Origin of the sequence: Mesorhizobium australicum, from assembly GCF_900177325.1 — a bacterium.
Taxonomy (GTDB): domain Bacteria; phylum Pseudomonadota; class Alphaproteobacteria; order Rhizobiales; family Rhizobiaceae; genus Mesorhizobium_A; species Mesorhizobium_A australicum_A.
In genome coordinates this window covers 1-26,405 of the sequence record NZ_FXBL01000002.1, presented here as the reverse complement: position 1 = coordinate 26,405, position 26,405 = coordinate 1, and the positions used below count along the sequence as shown (strand labels likewise).

General features: G+C 61.9%; 29 protein-coding genes and 2 pseudogenes. 11 read left to right on the top strand and 20 right to left on the bottom strand.

From position 1 onward, the window contains the following. Positions 1 to 45 precede the first annotated feature (45 nt). The 4 genes from B9Z03_RS00255 (at position 46) to B9Z03_RS00240 (ending at position 2,919) form a co-directional block, all read left to right on the top strand. Positions 46 to 732 carry an SCO family protein gene (locus tag B9Z03_RS00255; RefSeq protein WP_085462399.1) on the top strand — a complete coding sequence of 229 codons (687 nt, stop codon included), beginning with the start codon at positions 46 to 48 and terminating at the stop codon, positions 730 to 732. Positions 733 to 801: 69 nt separating this feature from the next. Beyond that, positions 802 to 1,548, top strand: a complete 747-nt coding sequence (locus B9Z03_RS00250) for a DsbA family protein (protein WP_085462398.1) — start codon at positions 802 to 804, stop codon at positions 1,546 to 1,548. Positions 1,549 to 1,580: 32 nt separating this feature from the next. Then, positions 1,581 to 2,321 (top strand): cytochrome c biogenesis CcdA family protein, encoded by a 741-nt coding sequence (locus tag B9Z03_RS00245; RefSeq protein WP_085462397.1) that lies wholly within the window; start codon positions 1,581 to 1,583, stop codon positions 2,319 to 2,321. A gap of 10 nt (positions 2,322 to 2,331) precedes the next feature. After that, positions 2,332 to 2,919: a hypothetical protein gene (locus B9Z03_RS00240; protein ID WP_176247373.1), complete on the top strand. Its 588-nt coding sequence runs from the start codon at positions 2,332 to 2,334 to the stop codon at positions 2,917 to 2,919. A gap of 27 nt (positions 2,920 to 2,946) precedes the next feature. On the opposite strand, the gene B9Z03_RS00235 is transcribed toward B9Z03_RS00240, so the two are convergent. The 13 genes and pseudogenes from B9Z03_RS00235 to pstB all read right to left on the bottom strand — a co-directional run bounded on the left by B9Z03_RS00235 (position 2,947) and on the right by pstB (position 11,884). Then, entirely contained in the window at positions 2,947 to 3,153 is a 207-nt protein-coding gene (locus tag B9Z03_RS00235; protein ID WP_085462396.1) for a hypothetical protein, read from the bottom strand. Beyond that, a complete protein-coding gene (locus B9Z03_RS29180; RefSeq protein WP_244561600.1) occupies positions 3,150 to 3,302 on the bottom strand; it encodes a hypothetical protein in 153 nt (50 codons plus the stop codon). Before B9Z03_RS29180 ends, B9Z03_RS00235 begins: the two co-directional genes overlap by 4 nt. A 365-nt stretch (positions 3,303 to 3,667) precedes the next feature. After that, complete coding sequence (locus tag B9Z03_RS00230; RefSeq protein WP_244561599.1) at positions 3,668 to 4,897, bottom strand: MFS transporter; 1,230 nt, start codon at positions 4,895 to 4,897, stop codon at positions 3,668 to 3,670. 2 nt (positions 4,898 to 4,899) lie between these two features. Next, positions 4,900 to 6,285 carry an NAD(P)-binding domain-containing protein gene (locus B9Z03_RS00225; protein ID WP_085462394.1) on the bottom strand — a complete coding sequence of 462 codons (1,386 nt, stop codon included), beginning with the start codon at positions 6,283 to 6,285 and terminating at the stop codon, positions 4,900 to 4,902. 51 nt (positions 6,286 to 6,336) lie between these two features. Further along, a complete protein-coding gene (locus B9Z03_RS00220; protein ID WP_085462393.1) occupies positions 6,337 to 6,663 on the bottom strand; it encodes an ArsR/SmtB family transcription factor in 327 nt (108 codons plus the stop codon). 64 nt (positions 6,664 to 6,727) lie between these two features. Further along, positions 6,728 to 7,462, bottom strand: a complete 735-nt coding sequence (gene arsH / locus B9Z03_RS00215; RefSeq protein WP_085462392.1) for an arsenical resistance protein ArsH — start codon at positions 7,460 to 7,462, stop codon at positions 6,728 to 6,730. 130 nt (positions 7,463 to 7,592) lie between these two features. Continuing rightward, positions 7,593 to 8,015 (bottom strand): arsenate reductase (glutaredoxin), encoded by a 423-nt coding sequence (arsC, locus tag B9Z03_RS00210; protein WP_085462391.1) that lies wholly within the window; start codon positions 8,013 to 8,015, stop codon positions 7,593 to 7,595. Next, positions 8,012 to 8,713: an aquaporin gene (locus B9Z03_RS00205; RefSeq protein ID WP_085462390.1), complete on the bottom strand. Its 702-nt coding sequence runs from the start codon at positions 8,711 to 8,713 to the stop codon at positions 8,012 to 8,014. The genes arsC and B9Z03_RS00205 overlap by 4 nt, the downstream gene beginning before the upstream one ends. A gap of 8 nt (positions 8,714 to 8,721) precedes the next feature. Further along, a complete protein-coding gene (locus tag B9Z03_RS00200) occupies positions 8,722 to 9,231 on the bottom strand; it encodes an arsenate reductase ArsC (protein WP_085462389.1) in 510 nt (169 codons plus the stop codon). Between the two features lie 12 nt (positions 9,232 to 9,243). Beyond that, positions 9,244 to 9,576, bottom strand: coding sequence for an ArsR/SmtB family transcription factor (locus tag B9Z03_RS00195; RefSeq protein WP_085462388.1), 333 nt, complete (start codon positions 9,574 to 9,576; stop codon positions 9,244 to 9,246). Between the two features lie 87 nt (positions 9,577 to 9,663). Continuing rightward, positions 9,664 to 10,352, bottom strand: a pseudogene (phoB, locus tag B9Z03_RS00190) (phosphate regulon transcriptional regulator PhoB). 16 nt (positions 10,353 to 10,368) lie between these two features. After that, complete coding sequence (gene phoU, locus B9Z03_RS00185; protein ID WP_085462387.1) at positions 10,369 to 11,073, bottom strand: phosphate signaling complex protein PhoU; 705 nt, start codon at positions 11,071 to 11,073, stop codon at positions 10,369 to 10,371. 34 nt (positions 11,074 to 11,107) lie between these two features. Next, positions 11,108 to 11,884, bottom strand: a complete 777-nt coding sequence (gene pstB, locus B9Z03_RS00180; protein WP_432416977.1) for a phosphate ABC transporter ATP-binding protein PstB — start codon at positions 11,882 to 11,884, stop codon at positions 11,108 to 11,110. Between pstB and B9Z03_RS00175 the strand changes: the two genes are divergently transcribed. Beyond that, the gene (locus tag B9Z03_RS00175; protein WP_085462385.1) at positions 11,867 to 12,088 is read left to right on the top strand and encodes a hypothetical protein; all 222 of its coding nucleotides are present in this window, start codon (positions 11,867 to 11,869) and stop codon (positions 12,086 to 12,088) included. The two genes, pstB and B9Z03_RS00175, sit on opposite strands and share 18 nt — an antisense overlap. A gap of 72 nt (positions 12,089 to 12,160) precedes the next feature. Here B9Z03_RS00175 and B9Z03_RS00170 read toward each other — a convergent pair whose 3' ends face one another. After that, positions 12,161 to 12,574 carry a MerR family transcriptional regulator gene (locus B9Z03_RS00170; protein ID WP_085462384.1) on the bottom strand — a complete coding sequence of 138 codons (414 nt, stop codon included), beginning with the start codon at positions 12,572 to 12,574 and terminating at the stop codon, positions 12,161 to 12,163. A gap of 67 nt (positions 12,575 to 12,641) precedes the next feature. On the opposite strand from B9Z03_RS00170, the pseudogene B9Z03_RS00165 reads away from it, so the two are divergent. From B9Z03_RS00165 to B9Z03_RS00155, 3 genes and pseudogenes are all read left to right on the top strand, one after another. Then, a pseudogene (locus B9Z03_RS00165) lies at positions 12,642 to 14,770 on the top strand (heavy metal translocating P-type ATPase). A 16-nt stretch (positions 14,771 to 14,786) separates the two neighbouring features. After that, a complete protein-coding gene (locus tag B9Z03_RS00160; RefSeq protein WP_085462383.1) occupies positions 14,787 to 15,275 on the top strand; it encodes a copper chaperone PCu(A)C in 489 nt (162 codons plus the stop codon). Continuing rightward, the gene (locus B9Z03_RS00155) at positions 15,272 to 15,883 is read left to right on the top strand and encodes an SCO family protein (protein ID WP_085462382.1); all 612 of its coding nucleotides are present in this window, start codon (positions 15,272 to 15,274) and stop codon (positions 15,881 to 15,883) included. The genes B9Z03_RS00160 and B9Z03_RS00155 overlap by 4 nt, the downstream gene beginning before the upstream one ends. Before the next feature lie 189 nt (positions 15,884 to 16,072). On the opposite strand, the gene B9Z03_RS00150 is transcribed toward B9Z03_RS00155, so the two are convergent. After that, entirely contained in the window at positions 16,073 to 17,287 is a 1,215-nt protein-coding gene (locus B9Z03_RS00150) for an acyltransferase family protein (protein WP_085462381.1), read from the bottom strand. A gap of 413 nt (positions 17,288 to 17,700) precedes the next feature. On the opposite strand from B9Z03_RS00150, the gene B9Z03_RS00145 reads away from it, so the two are divergent. Beyond that, entirely contained in the window at positions 17,701 to 18,021 is a 321-nt protein-coding gene (locus tag B9Z03_RS00145) for a hypothetical protein (RefSeq protein ID WP_085462380.1), read from the top strand. Here the strand turns inward: B9Z03_RS00145 and B9Z03_RS00140 are convergent. Genes B9Z03_RS00140 through B9Z03_RS00130 form a run of 3 tightly spaced genes read right to left on the bottom strand, consistent with a single transcriptional unit; the run spans position 18,005 to position 19,826 of the window. Further along, positions 18,005 to 18,658: a DsbA family protein gene (locus B9Z03_RS00140; RefSeq protein WP_085462379.1), complete on the bottom strand. Its 654-nt coding sequence runs from the start codon at positions 18,656 to 18,658 to the stop codon at positions 18,005 to 18,007. The genes B9Z03_RS00145 and B9Z03_RS00140 overlap by 17 nt on opposite strands. Next, on the bottom strand, positions 18,655 to 19,080 hold the full coding sequence (locus tag B9Z03_RS00135; RefSeq protein WP_139832097.1) for a disulfide bond formation protein B: 426 nt from the start codon (positions 19,078 to 19,080) through the stop codon (positions 18,655 to 18,657). Before B9Z03_RS00135 ends, B9Z03_RS00140 begins: the two co-directional genes overlap by 4 nt. 5 nt (positions 19,081 to 19,085) lie before the next feature. Then, positions 19,086 to 19,826 (bottom strand): cytochrome c biogenesis CcdA family protein, encoded by a 741-nt coding sequence (locus tag B9Z03_RS00130; protein ID WP_085462377.1) that lies wholly within the window; start codon positions 19,824 to 19,826, stop codon positions 19,086 to 19,088. A 566-nt stretch (positions 19,827 to 20,392) separates the two neighbouring features. Here B9Z03_RS00130 and B9Z03_RS00125 point away from each other — a divergent pair. Next, positions 20,393 to 21,745, top strand: a complete 1,353-nt coding sequence (locus B9Z03_RS00125; RefSeq protein WP_085462376.1) for an APC family permease — start codon at positions 20,393 to 20,395, stop codon at positions 21,743 to 21,745. A gap of 222 nt (positions 21,746 to 21,967) precedes the next feature. Here B9Z03_RS00125 and B9Z03_RS00120 read toward each other — a convergent pair whose 3' ends face one another. Further along, positions 21,968 to 24,316 carry a heavy metal translocating P-type ATPase gene (locus B9Z03_RS00120; protein ID WP_085462375.1) on the bottom strand — a complete coding sequence of 783 codons (2,349 nt, stop codon included), beginning with the start codon at positions 24,314 to 24,316 and terminating at the stop codon, positions 21,968 to 21,970. 242 nt (positions 24,317 to 24,558) lie between these two features. Here B9Z03_RS00120 and B9Z03_RS00115 point away from each other — a divergent pair, with 242 nt between their 5' ends. Further along, positions 24,559 to 25,065, top strand: a complete 507-nt coding sequence (locus tag B9Z03_RS00115; protein ID WP_085462374.1) for a hypothetical protein — start codon at positions 24,559 to 24,561, stop codon at positions 25,063 to 25,065. Between the two features lie 49 nt (positions 25,066 to 25,114). Here B9Z03_RS00115 and B9Z03_RS00110 read toward each other — a convergent pair whose 3' ends face one another. After that, positions 25,115 to 26,257: a ZIP family metal transporter gene (locus tag B9Z03_RS00110; RefSeq protein ID WP_085462510.1), complete on the bottom strand. Its 1,143-nt coding sequence runs from the start codon at positions 26,255 to 26,257 to the stop codon at positions 25,115 to 25,117. Positions 26,258 to 26,405 lie beyond the last annotated feature (148 nt).

The window sequence follows — 26,405 nt, the reverse complement described above, 5'->3', positions numbered from 1 at the left end:
GAAATCGGTGCGCCCCTCGGTAGGCCCGCCACGCTCGGAGGTTTGATGCGCCTCTTCACCATCTGGATCGCCATCCTTGCGCTGATGGCGGCAGTCGCACCCGTGGCGCAAGCCCACTCGCTCGACGAAGTCGACGCGATGCTCGGCGACAAGGAGAAGTATTTCCAGGTCATCGACAAGCCGGCGCTGGATTTCAAGCTGCGATCATCCGATGGCCGTGCGATCCAGCTGGCGGACCTTCGCGGCAAGATCTTGATCCTGCATTTTATCTACACGTCCTGCCCCGACGTCTGCCCACTGCACACCGAGCGGCTCGCGCAGATCAAGGCGATGGTAAACGATACGCCCATGAAGGACCGGGTAAGGTTCGTGACAATCACGACCGATCCGTCGAACGACACGCCCCAGGTTCTAAGCGATTACGCGACCGGGCATGGACTCGACATTGCGAACTGGCTGTTCCTGACCACGACGCCGGATCAGCCGGAGGACACAACTCGCAAGCTGGCGGAAGCCTTCGGCCACAAGTTCAGTAAGACCGACGACGGCCTGCAGATGCACGGCATCGTCACGCACGTCATCGACAAGGACGGCCGATGGAAGGCGAATTTCCACGGTCTCAACTACGATCCCGTCAACCTCGTCACTTTTGTCAACGCGCTCACCAACGATGTCGGACACCCTCACGAGCACGGTATGCGGAGTTGGTGGGACTGGCTGTGGAGTGGGTGACGGGCAGTTCGGCCGATCGACCCGCCGGAGCACGGAAGCTGGATAAGTCAAAATCTCGAGGAGCACTCCATGAAAAGCAGACGCACACATCCGCGAACAGTTATCTGGTTCGCACTCGCCCTCCTGCTGAGCCTTTTCGCTGGGCAGCAGCAGTCGATCGCGGACAGCATGCCTAAGGAAGAGTTCGAGCAGCGGGTTCGCGACTACCTCCTCGCTCATCCCGAAGCCGTGGTCGAAGCACTGCAGGCCTATGACGCGCGCCAGAAGCAGGCCCAGGAGGATGCCGCCAAGGCAGCATTGACGGCGCGTGCGGAGGAAATCTTTCGCGATCCTGCGAGCCCGGTTGGCGGCAATGTCGAGGGTAGCGTCACGTTGGTCGAGTTTTTCGACTACAACTGCCCTTATTGCCGCCAGATGATGCCGGTGATGGAGCAGGCCGTGGCTGCCGACCCGCAACTGCGGATCGCCTACAAGGAATTTCCGATCCTCGGCCCGGATTCCGTTTTCGCCGCCAAAGCGGCGCTCGCCGCGAACCTGCAGGGAGGCTACGCAAAATTTCACAAGGCTCTTTTCGAGGTGAAGAGCAGGATCACCGAGGCGGTCGTTCTCAAGGTCGCTGCGAACGTGGGTCTCGATGTCGAGCGGCTGAAGACGGATATGGAAGGTACCGCGATCCGGGACACCGTCGATCGCAATCTGCAGCTTGCCCAGGATCTCGGCATCACCGGCACGCCGGTATTTATCGCGGGCGATCAAATTTTGGGCGGCGCCGTGCCCCTCGCGACCCTGACGCAGCTTATCGAGCAGGCGAAATAGTATCGGATGTGTAAAAGGAACTGGTCTTAGGAATGCTCGAGATTTCCAACATCGGCGTGCTTACTGCCTTCGTGGCAGGCATCCTCTCGTTCCTGTCGCCCTGCGTACTGCCGCTCGTTCCGGGATACGTATCCTATGTCGCCGGCCGGAAACCAACCGCCGTGGCGACCGATAGCACGTTCGCGCTGAGCTTGCCGGCAATGGGTCTCAGCCTCTGCTTCGTGCTCGGATTCTCGACGGTATTCATTGCCCTCGGAGCAAGCGCGACGGCGCTGGGTCAAATGCTTCTCAACTACCGCGTCGAGCTCAATCTTGTCGGCGGTGCGATCGTCATCCTGTTCGGGCTGTTCCTCACCGGCCTCCTTCGTCCGTCCTGGATGATGCGCGAGATGCGGCTTCACACGAACCTGCCGGGCGGACATGCGGCATCGGCCTATGTTCTCGGGCTTGCTTTCGCCTTCGGCTGGACTCCGTGCATCGGGCCGATCCTTGGCGCGATCCTGACGGTCGGCGCGGCATCTGCCACTGTCGGCCAGGGTATTGCGTTGCTTGCCATTTATTCGCTCGGCCTTGGCATATCGTTCCTGCTCGCCGCCCTGTTCAGCGACGGTCTTGCCAGGCGGCTGAAAGCGATGCGCCGAGCGGGCTGGATGCTGCAGTTCGCCGCCGGCGGGATCATGGTGGTCATGGGCCTCGCGATGATCACCGGGCAGATGTCGGCTTTTTCGTTCTGGCTGCTGGAGAACTTCCCGATGTTCACGCGCATCGGCTGAAGAAAGGAGCATGAAACTGACCAGGCACGTGGGATGCGGATGCAATCTTTCCCGCAGAGAGTTTTCGATCGCACTGGGTTTCTTCGCACTGAACTCGGGCATGCCCCGGCTTGCCGAGGCTGCCGGGCAGCAGACCCTCGACGAGCGCTTCGAGTTCCTGAGCAAGCACGGCAACAGCACCTGCTCGCCCGCGTTCACCGATTCAATCGCCAAGATGTCGACGGTGGCGCGGCTGCAAGGCTCCTGCTGCTCGCCCATGGACAGGCATCGCTATGGCGAGCAGATGGAGGCGCTCAAGAAATATGCCTCCATCCCAGAGATCCCGCCGGACCCATACGACATCGCTGCGGGTGCCGCGCAAAAGGCGATGAGCTATTTCGACGTGGCTCTCTCGCCCGACGAGCAGGAGGCCTACCAATATGCGATGGACAACTCGGACGAGAAGGGGCCGTGCTGTTGCCAATGCTGGCGCTGGCGCGTCTATGGCGGACTCGGCAAGTTCCTGATCCGCGAGCGCCGCTTCAGCGGCGAGAAGCTCGTTGAGGTGTGGAATCTGTCGAGCGGCTGTGGCGGAGGGGCGGAGCACCACCATGGCTGAGGTGCCGTCCTTCTTGCTCGCAGCGGGTCAATGTGCCGAGCGCTTCGGCCGACGTCGCGAGCCATCGTCGATCAGTAGAACGGCTTCTGTGAGCACCTCCTCGCAAGGGCAGCTGGCATTCAGGCGTTCCAAGGCTTTCAGGATCAGCTCCGCAACTTTGAACTCTCGTTCGCGCAGGGCCTGTTTGAAAGTCAGGGCAATGGCCTCAGCAAGCAACGATTGGTGCAGAGTCATAGTACGGCCTCCTTCGGCTGACAATGCAGCCGGGCATGACCCTTCTGTTCCTCAGCTGCAGCAAGCTGCATGGCGAGGTCGAAAAATCGCCCCTCATCACCTTCGGCGTGGCTCTTCACGAGCCCGATGAGTTGTTGTGCCGATGCCATTGCAATGACCTTCCCTAGCCCCCACCAGCGCGATCATGGCAAATCGACGCCTGCCACACTCTATAGTCAAAACTCCTTAACAGACCAGCGCTTCGGAACCCGGCGACAAATGGCCCACGTGTAATTCACCATGTCTACTGCCGGTTCCCGACAGGGGAGTTATCACGTGCCAGAGGAATACGGCTTCAGTGAGTCCCTCCTGATCCCCCACGCCAGATAGCGTCCCCTCCTCGTCGTCTTGCGCAAACCGAGCTCGCCGACGGCGATTGAGCGCCCTCCGGGTGGAGTCGCCACGACCGACGCGGGCCTAGTTGCGAGTGCTGATCGATCCGCGCTCTTCGACGCCTACTGACGCGTCATGAGCGCTAGACGTGCCCGTGCGTCAGCAAGATCAGGTAGAGGGCCGACACCAGCGCCACATTGACGACGGCGATCGCAAGCAACGCAGCAAGTGCACCGTCAGCCCCGAAAACATCGATCAGCAGCGCACCGAGCGACGGCGAGGCTGCCTGCATGACCAAGCTCGGCATGGCGATCCGGCCCATGATCGAGGCGTAAGGGTGCTCGCCGAACACGGCGAGCGGCAGCGTGCCGCGCGCGATCGACTCGATGCCGATGCCCGCACCATAGAAAATTAGCGCGGCCGCAATGATCGGGAATTCTGACCAAAGCAACCCGACGCCCGTTGCGACGAAAACGGTCGAAGCGAGCTTCGTCCAGATCGGATGATGGAACCGGCTGATCGCCATTTCGATGGCGCGGGCTCCGACCTGCGCAGGACCCACTACCGCGCCAAGCGCGACTGCGGCTGCAAGGGCAATTTCACGCGCCTGCAGGATGGTCAAAAGATGGACGGAGATCAGCGCGGAGATCATCGAGCTGACGGTGATGACCAGAGCGATCAGTACGAACAACAATCTCGATCCTGTGGGCATCCGCCCACTGACCGCGCTGCCTTCTTCAAGTGTAGCAGGTATGTTTCCGTAGATGTCCCGCTTCCGCTCCTTGGGAAGAGCGAAGATGTATAGCGGCAACAGGATAGCGAGGTGTATGGCAGCATAGATCAGGCACGCGTTACGCCAGCCAAATTCGGAAACAAGCATGGCCGAGAGCGGCCAGCAGACGGTACTAGCAAAGCCGCCGAACAGGGTGAGGGTCGCGATGGCTGTGCGCGCTCGTTGGCCATAAAGACGCCCGAGCGTCGCGAAGGCGGCGTCGTAGAGGCCGGCACCCATGCCGACGCCAAGCACCAGCCAAGAGACAATGTAGAGCGGCAGGTTGGGCGACAACGCCAGTCCGATGAGTCCAAGAGCAAGAAAGACAGCGCTCGTAGCCAGGACAAGACGACCGCCAAAACGCTGGATGCTATCGCCGACCCGCGGCGAAACGATGCCAGCGACAAGCAGACCAAGCGACAGGCCACCAACGATCCACGCTAACGACCAGCCGGTATCACCGGCGATTGGTTTGGCCAGCACGGCGAGGAGATAATACGACGAGCCCCAGGCGAGGATCTGCGTCACGCCGAGAACGGGAATGATGCTGCGCAGACGTGGAGCCTTTTCGGTTGCGGAAAACGGATCCGTGGCAGCCACAGTCACGCTGCGACCCCGCAGCCGCATCCAATATTGCCTTCGCCCTTGGCCACTGAATCCGCGAGACAGCAGGCATCGGCGGCTTTTGGGGCAGGACCACCACAACATCCCACCCCTTCGGCACCTTCCACCGAGAATGTTGTGGTGCAGACGCCGGTCTCCGGCAGGACGAGTTGAACGTTGTCGGCAGCCGCCCTGTCGCCGGCAAGTGCAGCGGCAATAGAGCGAACTTGCTCGTAACCTGTGAGGAGAAGGAAAGTCGGCGCGCGGCCATAACTCTTGATGCCGACCGTGAAGAAACCCGGTTCAAGATGGGTGAGTTCACGATGGCCATGCGGCGGCACGGAGCCGCAGGAATGTTCGTTCGGATCGATAAGTGGCCCGAGCGCCCTGGTGCTTTCCAACCAGGGATCGAGGTCAAGCCGCAGCTCGCGCGTGAGCAACAGATCAGGGCGCTGTCCCGTCGCGGCGATGATCCGGTCGACGGGGCCGATCGTCCGCGGTCCTTCGGCCGTCTCGCCGCCCACCACAATCCTGCCTTCCACCTCTTGGATGCTTGTGATCGCGAAACCGGATAACAGCGGGACTTGCCCGCTCTCGACAAGATTTCGTGTCTCCGCGCCGAGTTCGCCACGCGCCGGCAACTGGTCAGCATCACCACCGCCATAGATGCGAACAAGGTTGGTGCTGCGTGTCGCCCAAATTGCCCTTGTAGCCGGATCGGTTTTCGCCAGACGGACGAGATCCAGCAAAGCATTTGCTGCCGAGTGCCCCGCGCCCACGACAAGCGTTGCCTTTCCGGCATAAAGCGCGCGATCCCGGCCGAGCACCTCAGGAATGCCGTAAGCAATTCGATCCACGAACTCTGCCTCGCCCGTGGCCGGCAATCCGCTTGCCCCAAGAGGATTGGGATTTGCCCAGGTGCCGGAGGCATCGATCACGGCCTTTGCCAGCTCGCGACGCACCCCCTCCGCCGTTTTGACCAGAAGGACGAAGGGACGTTGTTCGCGTCCGCGATTTACAACCTTGTCGAGCCCCTGCCGGGAGATCGCAGTGACGCGAGCGCCCGTTTCGACCACTTCGGCGAGTTCCGGCGTGGCCGCGAGCGGTTCGAGGTAATTGGCAACGATGTCGCTTCCAGTCGGAAAGACATCAGCCGACGGCAGGCGCCAGCCCTGGCGCTCAAGCAGCTTCGTGGCCGCGGGATCGACACAGTAGCGCCAGGGCGTGAACACCCGGACATGGCCCCAATCGCGGATATTCGTCCCGACCGAGGTCCCTGCTTCATAGACCTTAACTGGCAGACCTCGAGAGCGCAGATGTGCTGCAGCAGCCAGGCCTACGGGTCCGCCACCGATCACCGCGACGGGGAGCGCTGTTTCTGTCATGATCTGCTCCTTTATTAATTCTAGTAATATCGAATTAAACGGCAAAAAAACTCATGCCGCTGCTTCTGGTTCGACGGAGCTTCCGGCACAGCCGGCGTCGGCGCAGCATTCATCCGCCAGGAAGCCCAGCAAATCCTGCATGACAGGATAGTTGGCACGGCAAATGAGCGTTGTCGCCTGACGCTCTTGGGTCACCAGCCCCGTCAGGATAAGCCGGTGCAAGTGATGCGACAGCGTCGAGGCGGCTATGCCGAGCTTCTCCTGAAGATATCCGACGGGGCGACCCGCGTCGCCGGCACGTACGAGAACCCGATAGAGTTCAAGCCTTGTCGTATTGCCGAGCGCTTCGAGTTGCTTTGCGGCTTTTTCGAGTTTCATCGAAATACGTTAGGCCAAGGTTCTCGGGCCGTCAACGCAATTTCGATCATCATCGAAATGACCCTCAAATCGATCGCTGATTGACACGCTTAGCGACATGCTCGGCGCTTTCGACGCGTTCGGAATAGCGGTCGGTGAGATAAGCGGAGCGATCCCGCAGGAGGAGTGTAAACTTCATCAGTTCCTCCATCACGTCCACGATGCGATCGTAGTAGGGCGATGGCTGCATCCGCCCAGCTTCGTCGAATTCGGCGAAGGCTTTTGCAACCGAGGATTGGTTGGGGATCGTAAACATCCGCATCCAGCGACCGAGTACACGCAGCTGATTGACCGCATTGAAGCTCTGCGAGCCGCCGGACACCTGCATGACCGCAAGTGTCCGCCCCTGTGTAGGGCGCACACCGCCTTGCGAAAGCGGCAGCCAGTCGATCTGGGCCTTCATGATGCCGGTCATCGATCCGTGGCGCTCCGGCGAACACCAGACGTGAGCCTCCGACCACAGTGAAAGGTCACGAAGTTCTTTCACCTTGGGGTGATCCGCGCCTGTCGAATCCGGCAAGGGTAGTCCTGAAGGGTTAAAGATGCGGACCTCTGCGCCGAACCGCCGCAATATCCGCGCGGCCTCTTCGGTGACGAGACGGGAGTAGGAACGCTCCCGCAACGACCCATAAAGCATCAGCACGCGCGGCGGATGGCGAGAGGGCAGCGTCTCGAACAGGGACTGCTCGTCGATTGGGAGGAAATGCTCCTCGATCAGATTGGGGAGCGTTTCCGCTGCATGAATTTCTGCATTCGACATGGCTACTCGCGCTGCTTTTGTGGCCTTGATAACGCGCCATATATTTCGAGATTTCTCGAAATAACGTAGGTAGCTGCATCCGAACGGTCAACCACAATTTCGAAAATTATAGAAATATCCATAAACTTCGTCAGAGAACGCGGCGGCCCTGCGCGTCGATGACCACTTCGCCATCGTCCTTGGTGAAAGGTCCGATGTCGGGATTCGGCAGGATGTCGAGAACCGCTTCCGAAGGCCGGCAAAGCCTGGCGGCAAGCGGGGTGACGACGACCGGCCGGTTGATCAGGATCGGGTGGGCAAGCATGAAGCCGAGCAATTCATCGTCGGTCCATTTGGGGTCGCCAAGCCCGAGTTCGCCATAGGGCGTTCCCTTCTCGCGCAGAAGCTCTCGCGGCGTGATCCCCATAGCGCCGATCAGTTCGATGAGTTTTTCGCGAGACGGCGGCGTTTTAAGATATTCGATGACCTCCGGCTCTTCACCGGACTGGCGGATCATGGCGAGCGTGTTGCGTGAGGTGCCGCATTCGGGATTGTGGTAGATCGTGATGGTCATTCAGCAGCTTTCAATTTCGAGCTGGTTGGTTGCGCGGCTGCTTTGGGTTCGGCGAGCAGCCAGCCGGCAAGGATCATCGCCAGCAACGCGCCCATAACTTCCCCCGCGATGAAGCCGGGGAGATCCCCTGGGCGAATGCCGGCAAAAGTGTTCGAGAACGCCCGGGCGACGGCGACCGCCGGATTGGCGAAAGAGGTCGACACCGTGAACCAGTAGGCGGCAGTGATATAGAGCCCGACCAGCCATGGAATCGCCTCCGGACGAAACTGACGGCCGGCAAGGATGGTGAACAGAAGACCGAACGCCGCGACCGCTTCGGCAATCCACTGTCCCGACCCGCTTCGGACTGTTTCCGAAACCTGGATGATCGGAAGCTCAAACATTGCGTGCGCGAGGAACGTCCCGGCAATGCCTCCGATCACCTGAGCAAAGATGTAGGAGATTGCGGCGTTCGGCTCGATCTCGCGCCTGATTGCAAACACCATAGTCACAGCCGGATTGAAATGCGCCCCCGAGAGCGGCCCCAGTATGGTGATCAGGACCACTAAAATCGCGCCCGTCGGGATCGTATTGCCCAGGAGTGCCAGGGCCACGTCATCGGTCAGCCGGTCGGCCATGATGCCGGAGCCGACAACAGTTGCCACCAGTATCGCGGTACCGAGGGCTTCCGAGACCAGGCGGCGAGCGAGATCCGGCATGATGTCTATTAACCTGCCTTCGGCAATTCGCGCCCGATCTCGTCCAGCCGTTTCTGAAGGGCAAGCTTGTCCAGGCTCTTCATCGGCAGGCTGATGAAGATCGAGATTCGATTGTTGAGCATGCGGTAGGTGTCAGCAAAGGCGAGGTGCTTTTCCGCCTCCGTGCCTTCCACTGAGGCAGGATCCGGCAGCCCCCAATGCGCTGTCATCGGCTGACCGGGCCAGACGGGACAGGCTTCGTTGGCCGCGTCGTCGCAAAGGGTGAAGGCGAAATCGAGTTGCGGCGCACCCGGCGCGGCAAACTCGTTCCAATCCTTTGATCGGGCAGACGAAACGTCGTGGTTGAGGCTCTTGAGCAGTTGCGCGGCGTAAGGATGTATTTCGCCTTTGGGATGCGAACCGGCAGAGAAGGCCTTGAACCGCCCGGCGCCGACCCGGTTGAGGATTGCTTCGGCGATAATGGAGCGGGCGGAATTGCCCGTGCACATGAACAGAACGTTGAAAATGTGATCGCTCATTGGAGCCTCCTCCTAGCAGTTACACGTGACAGCCGTGATGACAGGCCGACAAAGTTCCGGCGCGCCGTTGCAACAATCTTCCATCAGATACGCGAGCAGATCGCGAAAGCCGATCATGTCGGCTCTGTAGCGAATTACCCGGCCATCCCGCTCGGACCGGATGAGACCCGCATGGTCGAGTACCTTCAGGTGCGCGGAAACGGTGTTCTGAACGGCCCCCAGTCGTGAGGCGATTTCGCCGGCAGGCACACCTTCGGAGCCGGCCCGTACGAGCAGCCGGAAGATCTCAAGACGGGTGTCTTGACCGAGGCCGGATAGAGCGGAAAGGGCGGCGTTCTTATCCATATATCGACAAATCCAGATTTATATTGTCTTACGTGAGCGGCGGCGCAATTGCAAGCAAGTCCATCGGCTCATGCTAGTTGCCGATGGCTATTCGTACCCAAGGGAATAGCCCGCTCCTCGAACAGTGCGGATCAGATCGGGGTACCGTCCCGCGTTAAGGGATTTGCGCAACCGGCCGACATGCACGTCGATTGTTCGCTCGTCGACATAGACGGTGTTGCCCCAGACGTTGTCGAGCAGCTGCTCGCGGGAAAAACCCGGCCTGGCGACATCATCAGGAATTCGAGCAGGCGATATTCCGTCGGACCGAGATGCAACGGGCGACCCTTGCGGAAAACCCGGTGCTGCTCCCGGTCTAGAACCAGATCCTTCATGGTCAGAACGCTGGACAGGACTTCCGGTCGGGCACGGCGCAAGAGGGCACGAACGCGGGCGACGAATTCCGGTGTCGAAAACGGCTTCACCATAAAGTCGTCCGCTCCGGTCGACAGGCCGCGCACGCGATCGGTCTCCTCGCCGCGCGCCGTCAGCATGATGATCGGCAGGCGCTCGGTTTCCGGTTGCATGCGCAGACGCCGACATAGTTCGATGCCTGAAATTGCGGGTATCATCCAGTCGAGGACAAGCAGATCAGGCACATTCTCCTTGAGCCGGATCGCGGCTTCGTCACCTCTGGCTACGATCTCGACCAGATAGCCCTCTGCTTCGAGATTGTAGCGAAGCAGAAGCCCCAACGGCTCCTCATCCTCCACAACCATGATCCTTGGAGCGATCATCGGCGCGGCGGCTTGCTCAAGACGATGCCGCAATCACGGTTTCGTCCATCTTCGGACGGTAGGCCGGAAGTTGCGCACCCGTCACGACATAGTAGGCATTTTCCGCGATATTGGTGACGTGATCGCCGATGCGCTCGAGGTTCTTTGCGCAAAAGAGCAGATGTGTGCAGGGCGTGATGTTGCGTGGGTCTTCCATCATGTAGGTTAGAAGCTCACGAAACACCGACGTGTACTGAACATCCACTTTCTGGTCGTCGGCGCGCAGCGCCTGCAGCCCGTTGGCGTCACGCGCAATGTAGAGCGAAACGACACCCGAAATCTGTGCCAGAACCAAAGACGCCATCGTGTTGATCGAACTGGACAGCGGGCGCGGCGCCAGGCCTTGGCCGATGGCCTCCACCCGCTTCGAAATGTTCTTCGCGAGGTCGCCGATGCGCTCCAGGTCGGTCGCCATGCGGATTGCGCCGACGACCGACCGGAGATCGTCCGCCATGGGTTGCCTCTTTGCGATCAGGGTGATTGCCCTATCATCGAGCTCACGCTGCTTGGCGTCCATGATCGCGTCGTCCGAAATCACGCGCTGGCTGAGCGCCCGGTCGATCTGAAGCAACGCGTCAGTCGCCCCGCCAACCATTGTCGCGCCAAGTTCCCCCATTTCGCGGAGGAGACGATCGATATGATCGAGATCCTCGTCAAAGGCCGCCACTGTGTGGTTGTTCATGTCATGGCCCTCACTCGATGCCTCAGCGATCTCATCAACCGAAGCGTCCGGTGATGTAGGCTTGGGTGCGTTCGTCGTCGGGGCTGGTGAACATCTTGTCCGTCGCCCCTTGCTCAACGAGATAACCCAAGTGGAACATGGCGGTACGCTGAGAAACGCGCGCGGCCTGCTGCATGGAATGGGTGACGATGACGATCGTGTAGTGCTCGCGCAATTCGTCGATCAGCTCTTCGACCTTGGCGGTGGCGATCGGATCGAGGGCTGAGCAGGGCTCATCCATGAGAATAACTTCCGGCGACACGGCGATCGCGCGGGCAATGCAGAGGCGCTGCTGCTGGCCACCCGACAGGCCCGTTCCCGGCTCGTGCAACCGGTCCCTGACCTCGTTCCAGAGCGCGGCACGCTGTAGGCTCGATTGCACGATCCGGTCGAAGTCCGCCTTGCTCTTGGCAAGGCCATGAATTTTGGGGCCGTAAGCAACGTTTTCGTAGATCGACTTCGGAAACGGATTGGGCTTTTGAAACACCATGCCGACGCGAGCGCGCAGTTCCACGACGTCGATCGACGGGTCGTAGATGTCATTGCCGTCAAGCGTGATCTTGCCTGCGACGCTGGCAATCTCGATTGTGTCGTTCATGCGGTTAAGGCAGCGCAGAAATGTCGATTTGCCACAACCCGAAGGTCCGATCAGTGCCGTTACCTGGTTCTTGGGGACGTCGAGGTTGACCTCGAACAGAGCCTGTTTCTCGCCATAGAAGACCGAGACTGGGTCAGCGTGCGGAGCACGGCAGCCGTGACGGCTGCCTACAATCTCATTAACTCGGCGGCAGCTCTTGCCGGCGCCTATGCGATCCTTGATTCTATGCCGTCCGCGCTTCCGATCTGGCTGATCGCGGTCGGCGCTGGCGGCACGATCGGCGCTATCGCGGGCAGTCGCTACCTCCCCGACACAGCACTCAGGTACATTCTCGCCCTTGTGCTTTTCATTGCGGGCGCCAAGCTCATCCTAACGTGACAGGATTGGCGTCAGCGGAGCAAAAGCCGGCAGCGATGCCTTGACGCATCCCCTATGGGGGACCTCCGAGGCTCAGGCCGCGGTCGAGGGCGACAGGGATTCGATGATGCGGCAATCGGCGACGATGCCGCAGCCGCACTGGCCGATCATCCGGTCGAGCTCGTGTTTCAGGGACTGGAGGTCGGCAATCTTGCGCTCGACCTCCGCGCGGTGCTCCTTGGCAATGGCGTCGATCGCCGCGCAGGATCGGTCGCGGTCGTCGGAAAGCGCCAATAACTCCCGGACCTGATCGAGCGAGAAGCCGAGATCGCGCGCCCGCCGGATGAAGCTCAGTCGGCTGAGATGCGACCTGTCATAGGAACGGTAGTTGCCCTCGGTCCGTGCCGGGGCAGGCAGAAGCCCCGATTTCTCGTAGAAGCGGACCGTCTCCACCTTGGTGTCGGTTTCCCGGGCCAGATGGCCGATCGTCAGAATTCGCGCGCTCATCGCTTGACCCTATAGTGACTACAGGCCTTATCTAGTGTGTCACGTCGAACACGTCGAGGTGAAAAGAATGGCCGCAGCAAACCCGCTGAAGCTGCAAGTCGAAGGCATGGACTGCGCCGCCTGCGCGCTGAAGATCGAGACCGCGATGAAGCGGCTGCCGGGCGTCAGCGACATCAATGTCAGCTATACAGCCGGGACGGTCGCACTGAATGTCGATCCGGACCGGACCTCGCAGCGCACCATCAAGGACAAGATCAGGGCGCTCGGCTATCAGCCGGCCGGATCTGCACCGGAAGCCAGACCGGCGCTGCCCACCAAGCGCGCCAAGGAACCCTGGTGGCAGGGAACGAAAGCGCGGCTGGTGTTCATGACGGGCGCGCTTTTCGCGGTAGCCTTCATCGTGAGCTTCCTTCTGCCCGAATGGGATACGTGGCTCTACGCCGCTGCGGCACTCGTCAGCGTGGTGCCCTTCGCGCGTCGGGCGGTTGCCGGGGCTCTTGAGGGCTCGCCCTTCACCATCGAGACGCTGATGACGGTCGCGGCACTCGGCGCGGTCGCCATCGGCGAGGCTGAGGAAGCCGCCGTCGTCATCTTCCTGTTCGCCGTTGGTGAGCTTCTGGAGACGGTGGCCGCAGGCCGCGCTCGCGCCGGCATCGAAGCGCTGATCGACCTCGTGCCGCGCAGCGCGCTGCGGGTCACGTCTTCGGGCGGAACGGAAAGCGTGTCCGTCGAGACCCTTGCGATCGACGACCGCGTGGTGGTGCGGCCTGGCGACCGGATACCCTCCGACGGCACGGTGGAGGAAGGATCCTCCGAGGTCAACGAGGCTCCGGTAACGGGCGAGTCCGTGCCGGTCCTCAAAGAAGCGGGGCGAAGGTCTATGCCGGCTCGATCAACGCCAACGGCGAGCTGCGCGTGCGGATCACCCATGTCGCGGCTGACAACACCATTGCCCGCATCATCCACATGGTCGAGGAAGCGCAGGAATCGAAGGCACCGACCGCACGCATGATCGATCGCTTCTCGCGCTGGTATACGCCGGGTGCGATGGTCGTAGGGGCGCTGGTCATCGTGATCCCGCCGCTTGCCTTCGGCGGTGACTGGATGACCTGGATCTATCGCGGTCTGGCAACGCTGCTGATCGCCTGCCCCTGCGCGCTGGTCATCTCGACGCCGGCAGCGATCGCATCAGGACTTGCGGCGGGTGCGCGCCAAGGCCTGCTCATCAAGGGTGGCGCGGCCTTGGAGACGCTAGGCAAAGTCGTCACCGTCGCGTTCGACAAGACGGGCACGCTGACGCGCGGCCATCCCAAGGTGACCGACGTGATTGCGCTGTCCGGTGCCGAGAACGACGTGCTCGCCAAGGCTGCCGCTGTCGAGAAGAATGTCAGCCATCCGCTTGGCATCGCTATCCTCGAGGCAGCGCAGGAACGCAGATTGGAGCTGCCCGCGACCTTCGGCGGCGGCATCGCCGTGCCCGGCAAGGCGGTGACCGCGCGTCTCAGATCCGGTTTGGCCTCGGTCGGGTCACCGCGCCATGCGGCAGAGGAGACGGAGATTCCCGCCGATGTCCGCGACCATATCCTGGCGCTCGAAGGCGAAGGCAAGACGGTCGTCGTGCTGATGGCCGGCAAGACCATCGAGGGACTGATCGCGCTGCGCGACGAACCGCGCGACGACGCGGCGGAAGGCGTGCGGCGACTGAAGGACCGGGGCATGAAGGTCCTGATGCTGTCTGGCGACAACCAGCGAACGGCGAGCGCCATCGCCGGCGGGCTGGGCCTCGAAGCCACGGGCGAGCTTTTGCCCGACGCTAAGCTCGCCGAGATCGGCAGATTGAAAGAGGCTGGGCCCGTGGCCATGGTCGGGGACGGCATCAACGATGCCCCCGCGCTCGCCGCCGCCTCGGTCGGCGTGTCGATGGGCGGCGGCACCGATGTTGCGCTGGAGACCGCCGATGCGGCTCTGCTGCGCGACCGTGTGGAAGGCGTGGCTGATCTGGTCGCATTGTCGCAGGCGACGCTCGGCAACATCTGGCAGAACATTGCTCTGGCGCTCGGCCTGAAGGCAGTATTCCTCGCAACTACTCTGTTCGGCGTGACGACGCTCTGGATGGCGATCCTCGCGGACACCGGCGCGACCGTGCTCGTCACTGCTAACGCGCTCAGGTTGCTCGGCTACCGGCCATCAAAATAACTGGAAGGAAACAGCATTGATTACACGACTTGCCGTGGCGCTCGCCGCCTTCATCGCCCTTGTCGGCCCGGCGCCTGCTCATGACTTCGAGGTTGGCCAGATCGAGATCGACCATCCCTGGTCGCGTCCGACCCCACCCTCGGCACCCGTCGCCGGCGGGTACATGAAGCTGGTAAACACCGGCACGGAGACCGACCGCCTGATCGAGGTGACTTCACCTATCGCAGAACGCGCCGAGATCCATCGCTCTGTCGTCGAGAATGGCGTCGCCAGCATGCGGCCCGTGGAGGGCCTTGCAGTTGAACCAGGCGCGACCGTCGATTTCGAGGCGGAGAAGCTGCACATCATGTTCATCAAGCCGAACCGCCAGTTGAAGGACGGCGAGAAATTCCCAGCCACGCTCGTCTTCGAGAAAGCCGGCTCCGTCGATGTCGAGTTCATGGTGCAGATGCGTGCATCGAAGCCGGCGGCTGAAGATCATTCCGGCCACGGCAATCCTCAATGAGCGGCGTAAAGATATTCCGGATCGCGACCTGGGTGGCAGTCGCGATCGTCGCGGGCATCTGGATCGGCTTCAGCGGCATCCTGCCGGGAACCGGGCGGGAGCAGGAGCCAGTTTCGACCGGAACGGCCGCCATCGGCGGACAATTCGAATTGACTTCGCACAAGGGCGAGACGGTCAACAATGCCAAGCTGGCCAGCAAGCCCTATCTGGTCTTCTTCGGCTTCACCCATTGCCCCGACATCTGCCCGACGACGCTGTTCGAGCTCACCGACCTGATGGGCGAGCTTGGTCCGTTGGCGGACAGGCTCACGCCGCTCTTCATTACCGTCGACCCCGAACGCGACACGCAGGACCTGCTTGCCAGCTACATGACGTCCTTCGACGAACGTATCATCGCGCTGCGGGGCGATCGGGCGCAGACGGATAGGGCGGTCAAGGCGTTCGCCGCCTATTACCGCAAGGTGCCGACCGAGGGCGGCGGCTACACCATGGATCACACGGCGGGCGTGATTCTGATGGACGCCGATGGCCGTTTCGCCGGCACGCTGGACATGCACGAGCCGCGCGAGACGGTGCTGGCCAAGCTGAAGAGGCTGGCCGGTGCCTGACGGGCGGCTCGACGCGCTGGTGATCGGCTGAAGTATGTTTCGCCGCCGAGGTAGGACACCCTGGGACTCCGGAGCAGCAGATGTCTGATGGCTTCAAGCCCTTACGGATTCCCGATCGCCTCCTACACGCCGCCTGAGACTTGCGACTTGTGCCAGCTTCGGGATGTGGCCCGGAGCTGGCAGTTCAGCTCACTTGCCGGGAGAAAGAACACGATCCCGGAGCAGGAGGAATGTTCTTTCCACGCAGAGCCAAAGCACAGTTGCGACGGCAAAGCTGGTCACCAGGTAGACCATGAAGCCGAAGCTTCCCTGAAGGTTCTCTTCACCTAAGACTAGCCTATCGATATGGAAAACCGACTTGTGAGTGAGATACAGGCTATAGGACAAGGTGGCGACCATCACAGTTCCCGGAACCGGCCAGCGCCTCAACACATGCTCCAAATCGAGCATCGCACCAAGTATGAGGGCGATACCAATTGAGATGAGCGGAAAGCCGACGACAGAACCGAGCTGCGCCTGGAAAACGAGAAAGAGGTTTGTTCCTGCAAGCGGCCCTCGGATCGAGAACAGCGCAAGCGCTGCGACGATGAATGCGATGCCAACCGGAATAGCAACACGTGGAGGCGTGTAACGCTGGCAGAGTTTCGGCTTGAAAAAACGCGCCGCAGCAAGCATCACACCGAACATCAGGCCGTCCAGCCGGGTGTATGTCGGATAATACACGTCCCTGAGATAAACGGCGAAAGCATCCCGCAGCTTGCCAGCGTCAACGAGGGTGCCTACTTGGCTTTCCCAGAGCGTGTACCGGAGGGTCATCCCCCCGATGACTATCGCGCCGGCGATTGCAAGCGTCCAGCTCACGCTGATCCAGCGATGTATCAGCAAAATGAGGAGAGGCAGAACGAGATAGAAATGCTCCTCGACACAAAGCGACCATGCTTGCGAAAAGGCGCGGCCAACACGGGGATCGAAGTTGAAATTCACGGTGAAGGTCGCGAAGCTCCAGATCGGCTGCATGGTCGGTGCGTCCCGGAGAATGGGGAAGATTGCATAGAGGCCAAGAACCGCGAAAAAGGCAGGGAAGATGCGGAAGACGCGGCGGAGATAGAAGGATTTCAGGTCGACGCCATTGGTCCGAGAAAGCTCCTTGAAAAGCTGGGTTCCGATGAGAAACCCGCTCAGAACAAAAAAGATATCGACACCCAGCCAGGCGTATTTACGGACGTCGACCAGCAAGGTCGGTGTCGCCTCGACGGGAAGATGCACCAGCATGACGAGAAGAATCGCCAGTGACCGGAGAACATCGGGACCAACTGCCCTGGACTGAACCGCTGTTGTGGTCTGAGATGAGAGGCTTGGCGCCGAGGGAAAATATGCGGAGTCTGAACTGGCAATAATATTCATTGCGACGCTGTGCCCGAAGGGGTTGAGACACGGCCTAACGACGTGTTTACGGAAGTTTTAGCTTTCTTTTTTCAGCGCGAAATAGACGGTTTCCGATCGATAAAATTAACCTAAATTATTCGTAAATCCGACGGGGCTGAGTGTCCTCGTGCAGACACTCCGCGCATCAGCAGCGGGCCGGAATCACCGCGGCTGCACCGGTGAGTTCTCCGGCACCCCCGAAGTTCGTCTCAGTTGGCAAGCCACGCCGGTTTTCCCGGAACGAATACTCGGTCGTAGCGTTTGGTGGTGGCTCAAGAATCTCGACCCCATACGGGCGCGGTCCGACAGTTTACTCGGGCGTATCATGCGTCGAACCGATCCGTTCCCGGATCGCGGACGAAGCCTGCCCGTGCTTAAGGCAACGGGCGTTCATGTCGCGCCACGGCTGGTGGTGGCAGAAGGACGGGCTGCCTTCATTTGCCGACGGAACCCGCATCGACGTCAATGCGGTCACATGGGCGGTCGGCTACCGCGACGACTTCGGCTGGCTCGGCATCCCGGAGGCCAGGGATGCTGAAGGCAAGATGCTGCACATGGACGCGTCTCGCCCGTTCCCGGCCCACTTATGTCGGCCGGCCTGGCAGCGCAACCGCACGTCTGCGCTTGTCATGGGGATTGGCGACGATGCCGCAGCGATTGTGCAGCATATCGTTTCGGCCCCAACCTGGCGTGACCTTACTGACTTGGCGTAGCGCCGCGTGCGGCTGCGACTTCCGCAGCCACAAGGTCGTAGAGCTGCTGCGGGCCGAAGGAGGCCAGCGGTTTGCCATTGACGAAGAAGGTCGGCGTGCCCTGCAGATTGACCACCTTCACGTCGGCCATGTCCTGCTCGAGCACGGTTGAGATTTCTGGAGACTTCGCGTCTTCGCGCGCTTTGGCAACATCAAGCCCGGCATCGCCGGCGAAGCTCCATGCCTTCTCCATGTCGGGTGCGCCGTGGATCGCCCATTGGGGCTGTTCGAAGAACAGCTTCTCCAGCACAGGCGTGAACCTGTCCTGCAGGCGCGCGGCTTCAAGGATACGCACAGCTTCGTCGGAACCTTCGTGCAGCGCCGCGTAGCGGATGACGAGTCGCGTCTCGTTCGGAAAGGCGTCCATGATCTGCTTGACGATCGGATAGAACGCCCGGCATGCCTCACACGACGGGTCGAGGAATTCAACGATGGTGACCGGCGCGTCGGCCGGGCCGATGACGGGCGAATGCGCGCGGACGAGATTGCTCTCCTCCTGCTGAGCGGTCCCCGTGTCCCGCGGATAGTAGGCCGCCGCGATGGCAAAAGCGGCGACGGCGACCGTGACGGTGCCGATAACGATAGCGCGGCGGTTCATGATGTGGATCTCCGTCGTGCGAGAGCCAGAAAAACAATGATGGCGCTGAAGGCGAGAAGAGAGAGCGCCGGCAGCGGCACCCCGCCGAGAATGGTCATGTCGGCGCTCGAGCAGGACGGCCCGGATGCGGTGCAAGGCTGGATCGCCTCCGGGATGATCCCGAGATAGAGCAGCGTATGGAAACTCGCGATCAGCCAGCCGGCGGCTGCGAGCGGCACGCCATAGATCCAAGCACTCGCGTCCGACCGGAACGCCGCGACGGCAAGTACGATGGCCAGCGGGAACATGAACGCCCGCTGGAACCAGCACAGATTGCACGGCACCTGGCCCATCACCTCGCCGACGAACAGAACCGCGAGGCTCGACGCGAGCGCGACCGCGAAAGCGAGGAACAGAAGCGTCCAGCTGCTCTGGGCAGACATGCCGTTCATCCGATGCTCCCGAAGGCCGGAAACCTTTCCAGCAGCCAGAAGGCGAACCATGTCATCTGACCAGTCACCATCGCGAGGCCCATAAGGATCATGATCCCGCCCGCAGCGATCTGGAGTATGCGGCCGGCGCGGCGCATGCGCGCTAGGCTTCGCATCAGTGTCTGCGTAAAGGCCGCCGCCAGCAGGAACGGGATGCCGAGCCCGAGCGAATAGAGCGAAAGCAGGACGATGCCGTCGGTTGCGGTCGCCGATACCGCGCTTACCGTCAAGATCGCGCCGAGGATCGGTCCGATGCACGGCGTCCAGCCGAAGGCGAAAGCAAGGCCGAGAAGATATGCGCCCAACGGCCCGCTGCCCGACAGATTGCCATGGTAGCGGACGTCGCGCTCCAGCCACGGGAGCCTGACCAAGCCGGTCATGAACACGCCGAACAGAATCACAAGAGCGCCGCCGACGATACCAGCTTCGTAGCTGTAGGCGCGAAGCAGCCGGCTCGCCGCCGTGGCACTCGCGCCCAGCGCAACGAAGACTGTCGAGAAGCCCAGGATGAAGCAGAGGCTGAGCAAGGCCACGCCGAGCTTGTCGACCGAGGCGCCCGCTTCGCGTTGACCGCTCGAATTGCCCGCGATGTAGGAGACATAGCCTGGCACAAGTGGCAGCACGCAAGGGGACAGGAACGAAACCGCTCCCGCCGCGACTGCCGTCACGATGCCGATGTTCGAAATCTCGAAGTCCATGTGGTGGTCAAGTTAGACCCTGAAGCCACTACAGGGTCAACCCAAGCTCTCGGCGCACTGCTTGCGCGCCCGCCGCATTGTCTCCGGGCAACCCGCAACCCCGCCTCGCTTCGCAGCATCGCTGGAATAACTGCGTTGGATCACCCTCTCCGGCTGTACTCGGACTGGCATCGCTTGGCTGGCCAGCACCGATCCGCTCTCGTCCATCCGCAACGAAACGCCTTGACTGGCTTGTAAGCGACATAGGCCGCGTTGGCGCACAGCGGCGCTGGATGATCGTGACCGCTGGCGGTCATGCTGATTGCGCGCTTTACCGATTTCGTGGAGACCCACCAGGGTTCGCCACAACGGAAGTGCCCGCCACCTGCCGCAGACCGCCGCACACAGCCTGGAGTGTCCGCCTTCGGTGAGATCCCGTAAGGGGCGCAAGATCAAACCGATCTGCATTTGCACACTCCACCTAACAAACGCCTCACCTTCACAGCCCTCGTCACGCATAGCAGGAACCGCTGCTTAACATGCCCATTTAGGAGACATAGAACCCTTGGTTCGGACGCGAACAACCAATGTCAAATCACGCCGCCAGCCACACCGGACTGACCAAGTCGCTTGGGCTCATTCGGCTGTCGCTCTACGGCGTGGGCACCATCATCGGTGCCGGGATATATTCAGTAATCGGCCCCGCCGCGGGCGCGGCGGGAGAGGGTATTTGGCTGAGCTTTGTCCTTGCGGCGATCATCTCCGGGTTCTCGGGGCTCTCCTATGCTGAGATAGCGTCGGCGCTTCCTGGCGCCGGTGCCGAGCACAATTTCTTACGCAAGACGTTTCCGGCCTTTCCTGCACTGGCCTTCACAGTCGGGCTGTTCATTGCAGTGCATGGTGCCGCCACCTTGGCGACAGTAGCGCTGACGTTCGGCAATTACGCCCAGACGTTCCTGCCATTCACCCCAGTTGTCATCGCTTTGGTGCTGATGGCGATTGCCACCGCCATAAACATCGCCGGGATCGGCAAGGCTTCCTTCATCAGCGCCACGCTCACGGTCCTTCAGGTCTCGTGCCTGATCGGTTTCGCGCTGTTCGCGATTCCGTCGGGAAGTCGGGGGCTCCCAGACTTCACGGCTTGGTCGGATAATCTGGCAGGGGTGTTGCAGGGTGCGGCGATCCTCTTCTTCATCTATTCGGGTTATGAACACATGGCCTCCCTATCCGAGGAGGCCAAGCGTCCCGACCGTGATCTGTGGCGCGCGTTCATGATAGCGCTCGTTGCCACCACAGTGGTCTACCTCTCCGTCATCCTCGGTGTGCTTAGCTTGGTAAATGCAGGCAATCTTGCCGGCTCGCAGTCTCCGCTTGCCGACGCAGCCAGACAATTGGGCGGACCTTTCGGGATGATTATTGTTACGGCTGCGTTGGTCGCAACCGCCAATGCCGTGCTCAGTTCATCCATATCCGGAAGCCGACTCGTGTTCGGCATGGCGCGAGACGGCGACCTGCCGAAGCCACTTGCTCGGACGCAGGGCTCGAGCCGAAGCCCCTGGATTGGGGCGCTGGCCTATCTGGCCGTGGCGTGCGGTTTCGCCGCAGTCGGCGAAATCGAATTTGTCGCCAGTCTGTCCTCGCTCGGCGTCACGCTGGTTTTTGCCACGATCAACACTGCGGTTATCGTGCTTCGCTTCACCCAGCCGAATCTCAATCGGCCGTTCCGAATGCCATCCATCGGGAATGTTCCTCCGACGGCGGTTCTAGGCGTGGCTACTTCGCTTCTGCTTGCAATCCAGTATGATTGGGCCGTGTACGCGACGTTCGCGGGTGTTTTCCTCTTGGGTGCGGTGCCCTACGCGTTCATCCGCAGGAGAGGACGGCAACAAGCCGGAGCGTCCTCGGCAACGACGGGCGACGGGAACCGATCCACCGATTAATGCAACTCTCAGTTGGTCTTACGAACTCGTTTCACCTCATCCTCAACCAGATCCATCAACTGCTGCGGTCCCAACGTTCGCAAGGATTTTCCGTTGACGAAGTACGTCGGCGCCTGCTCGACCGGCCACCGCCGCCATCACGCCGGCGAGCCGTCGTCGTCAGCGTGAAGTGGAAAGGCGATATGGGCTTCTCCGTCTGTTCTATTTGTGGTCGGAAGCGGATCACGCGTCACCAAGCCCTTTCCAGGCAAGCAACCGCATCGCATTTGCAGTGACCAGCACGGTCGCGCCCGTATCCGCGAGGATAGCCGGCCAGAGGCCGGTTATTCCGAGTACCGTGGTCACGAGAAACACAGCCTTGAGACCGAGCGAGATTGTGATGTTCTGAAAGATATTGCGCATGGTGAGGCGCGACAGCGCCACCATGTTGGCGACGTCCTTGACTCGCCCGTGCAACACCGCCGCGTCAGCGGTTTCCAGCGCGACGTCGGTGCCGCTGCCCATAGCGATACCGATGTCGGCAGCGGCAAGCGCCGGGGCATCATTGATGCCATCACCCACCTTGGCGACGAACCTGCCTTCGGCGCGCATCTCGCCGACGATCTTCTGCTTGTCCTGCGGCATCAGCTCGGCGCGCGCCTCCATGCCGAGCGAGGCAGCGATGGCCTTTGCGGTTCGCTGGTTGTCGCCGGTCAGCATCACCGTGTCGGCGCCGAGATCGCGAAGCGCCGCGATGCCCTGCCTGGCATCGTCCCGCGGCTCATCGCGCATGGCGATCAGGCCAGCCACCTCGTCGGCTGCAAGCAGCACCGAAACGGTCTTGCCCTCGTCGTTGAGCGCGGCAATGCGGGCCGAGAGCGACTCGTCGAGCGTGACCTTCTCGGCCGCGGCGCGGGGGGACGCCAGGAACAGTTTTGTCCCATCCACCGTGCCGACGACGCCCTTACCACCGACGGCGCCGGCCTCGGAGGCCGCGACGACCTCGACCTTGTCAGCCTCGGCCTTCGCCAGGATTGCGACCGCCAGGGGATGGCTCGATCCGGCTTCGAGTGCCGCGGCGAGCCGCAACGTTTCGCGCTCGTCGCGTGCGATGCCGACAATGTCGGTGACCTTCGGCTTGCCTTCCGTCAACGTGCCAGTCTTGTCGAAGGCGACGCGGTTGACCTTGCCCAAATTCTCCAACACCGCGCCGCCCTTCATCAGGAGCCCCCTCCGCGCTCCGGCGGAAAGGGCGGCGGCGATCGCCGCTGGCGTCGAGATGACGAGTGCGCACGGACATCCAATCAGCAGCACCGCGAGGCCGCGGTAGATCCAGGTGTTCCACTCCGCGCCGGCGAGCAGCGGCGGCAGGATCGCGATCAGCGCCGCGACCACCATGACGCCTGGCGTATAGTATCTGGAGAAGCGGTCGATGAAGCGTTCGGTTGGCGCTTTCGATTCCTGCGCCTCCTCGACGAGCGCGATGATGCGGGAAATGGTGTTGTCGGCAGCTGTAGCCGTGACGCGGACGCGAAGCACGCCTTCATGGTTGACCGTGCCAGCGAAGACCTTGTCGCCGGTCTCCTTGCGCTTCGGCACCGACTCACCCGTCACCGGCGCCTCGTCGACTGCGCTTTCGCCCGAGACGACGACGCCGTCCGCCGGCACCCGGTCGCCGGGTCGGACGAGAACGACGGCGTCGATCGTCAGGCTTTCGGCGGGAACGGTCTGCGTCGCGCCGTCGCGCTCGAGCAGAGCCGTTTTGGGCATCAGCGTCGCTAGCGCGCGAATGCTGGCGCGGGCGCGGCCGGTCGCAATGCCCTCGAGCAGCTCGCCGACGAGGAACAGGAAGACGACCACGGCGGCTTCTTCAGCGGCGTTGATGATGACAGCGCCGACAGCGGCCACCGTCATCAGCGTCTCGATCGTAAACGGGCTGCCGTTCATCGCACCGGACAGCGCGCGCCGCGCGATCGGGATCAGGCCGACGGCCATGGCCACAATGAAGCCCCAGGGCTGCGTTTGCGGGATCAACTGAGCGAGAACGAATGCTGCCGCGAGCGCGACGCCGCAGATGATAGTCAGCCGCGCCTTGGACGTCTTCCACCAAGGCCCGTCCTGCGGGCCATGATCGTGGCCGTGCAGACCCTCGAGAGCATCAGGTTGCTTTTTGGATGGCGCTGGGTCGGATGGACGAGCGTGCCCGACCGTGCCCTTGTCATGATGATGGCCATGATCTTGGTCGTGAGCATCGCCCTGACGATCGTGATCGTGGCCGTGGCCTTCATGATCATGCGAGCAATCGGAGCCGTGAACATGCTGCTTGGCGTCGCCATGCGCGGGCTTGCTTCCAGTGGACTTTTCGGCCGCCCCTATTGGCGCGGCCTTGTAGCCGAGGCTGCCGACTTTACGAGCCAGTGCGTCGAGGTCGAGCTTTTCCCCGTGCGTGACGGTCATCGTGCCGGCAACCACCGAGACGTTCACCTCCGTGACATCCGGCATCCGGCGTACCGCCGTATCGATCTTTGTAGCGCAACTTGCGCAATCCATGCCTTCTACCCGGAAACGGGTCTGGCGTGCCGCAGCGGCCATGTTCTAGTCTCCTGTTTTGCAGGAGTATGGTCATAGGACCTCTAGTAGCTAGAGGGTCAAGACCCCGTTCTTAGAACTTGGGAGAGCATGTCGTCGCAAGGAACGAAATGTACACCGCGCAACTTGCCCATAGGGGTATGTTCCGGTCAAATCCGTTTGAGACTATCGCAAAAGCCTGCGACGGCGCAGGTCCGTCGCCACTTTTGAGGTCATGGCGGAGATTAAACGCGTGATGGGATGTCATGGCGAACCGCCTGAAGCCAACCCGAGGTCTTGTTCTCGCCATGCTTGTGGCTGGCGCATCGCCGGCAACGGCAGGCGCTCCGACGGGCATCTTCATCTGGTATCCGGATCAGGCCACAGCGCCGTCGTCGGCTGGTTGCGAGGCACTGGTCCAGCGTGTCCGGCCGTCCCGCGAAAAGGCTGAAGCGTGGCTCTGGGGCCGTGCTCCCTTCGGGTCCGAGATGGAATATTATCTGTTCGTTTCCGACAATCGAATGGAGCCGACCTACGCGGCCGAGGGCGACTACGACACCGGCGCTCTTCGTCTCGGACAGACCATAGGCGATACGACGGCATTCGAGTTGACCCCGGACGACCACCCGGCAGTCACCATTGCGGGATCCATTACCGCACCAGCGGGCAGCGCTGTGGTGACCGTGACCTTGCGCGATGTCCCGACCACGAACGGCAGGTCGAACAGGACGACCTATTTCTGCCGGTTCGACGATGCCGGCACCGAGACCTGACGCGGAGGCTTCCGCGCGCCTGCCGTAGACCTTCAAGCGGGACGCAGCGTCAGACCTTCACCAGCATGGCCGTCAGGTACATGAACGCCACACCGAGTGCGAGACCGGCCAATACCGGCGGAGCGCTGATCGCGGCGCTGACACCACCTCTGTTTCGCGCCAGCAACGCACCGACTTCGACGATCACCTGCAGGATCGCGCCGGCGCCGATGGCGAGCGCCAGCGCCGACCAATGCGGCGCATAGGCGAGACTGCCGAGCCAGATGCCCGCGACTGCGGGTCCTCCCGCCAGCAGCGTGAGGGCGGCGAAGGTCCGGAGCGGCGGCCGTACTTTCAGGATCGGGGCTGCGATGCCGATGCCTTCGGTGATGTTGTGCAGGGTGAAGCCGATCACGAGAAACGTCCCAAGGCCCGCGGCGCCCGCGGCGAAGGCGGCGCCGATGGCCAGCCCCTCGCCGAGATTGTGCAGCCCGATGCCGAGCGCGATATAGCCGGCAAGCGCCAGGCCCGAGGGACGGCCCTGCCGTCGTGACACCGCCATTAGCAGCAGAAAGCTTGCCGCGGCCGTCAGGACGACCATCGCCTGGCCCTGGAAGACGGCGGCCGCCTGCGCGGCGAATTCGAGGGCATCTTCCAGCGTGTCGACGATCAGGAAACCGAGCAGGCCGACGGTGAGCGCCAGCAGGAAATCCATGGTCGCTGGACCGGCGCCGCGCAGAGCGGGATAGAACATCAGGCCGACCGCCACCGGCAGGATGCCGACGAAGCCCCCCAGAATGGCCTGTGAGATCAGATTGCCGGACGTGGCGACGGGCGTGGCGACCGCAACCGGTATCGGGTGCTCGAAGGCCGCCCCCGTATTCGTGATAAAAGTGATCCGATGCGACTCCCCGAGAACCCATGGGAAGGGCAGGCTGACCCACGCCGTGTCGCCTCTGGCGATAGGACCGGCAGGCGTCTGGGTAAATTCCCAATAGGCCGCGTCGACCTGCACCTGCGCGATCGTCATAGGCTCGGAGCCGCCGGCGCGAACGAGGAGTCGGAGACCGTTCTGATCGAGAATGGTCCGCTCGACCGTCAGAGCTTCAACCGGAGGCGCGCCATTGTCGAATCGGGCGATGGGATTGGTGGCGATGAGCCACCAGATCGCGGCCGCGAGGACGAGGAGCGGCAGGATCACCCACATCGCCATCTGCCAGAATGGCGTCTTGGCGGAGGTCGTCGTAATCAGGGAGGGGCTGTTCGCAGAGCTGTCGTTCACGACACGGCCTCCACGACGTCGAACATTCCCATCCAGCCCAGTTCGGTGAACTCCGACTGGTGGGCGTGGAACATGTAGA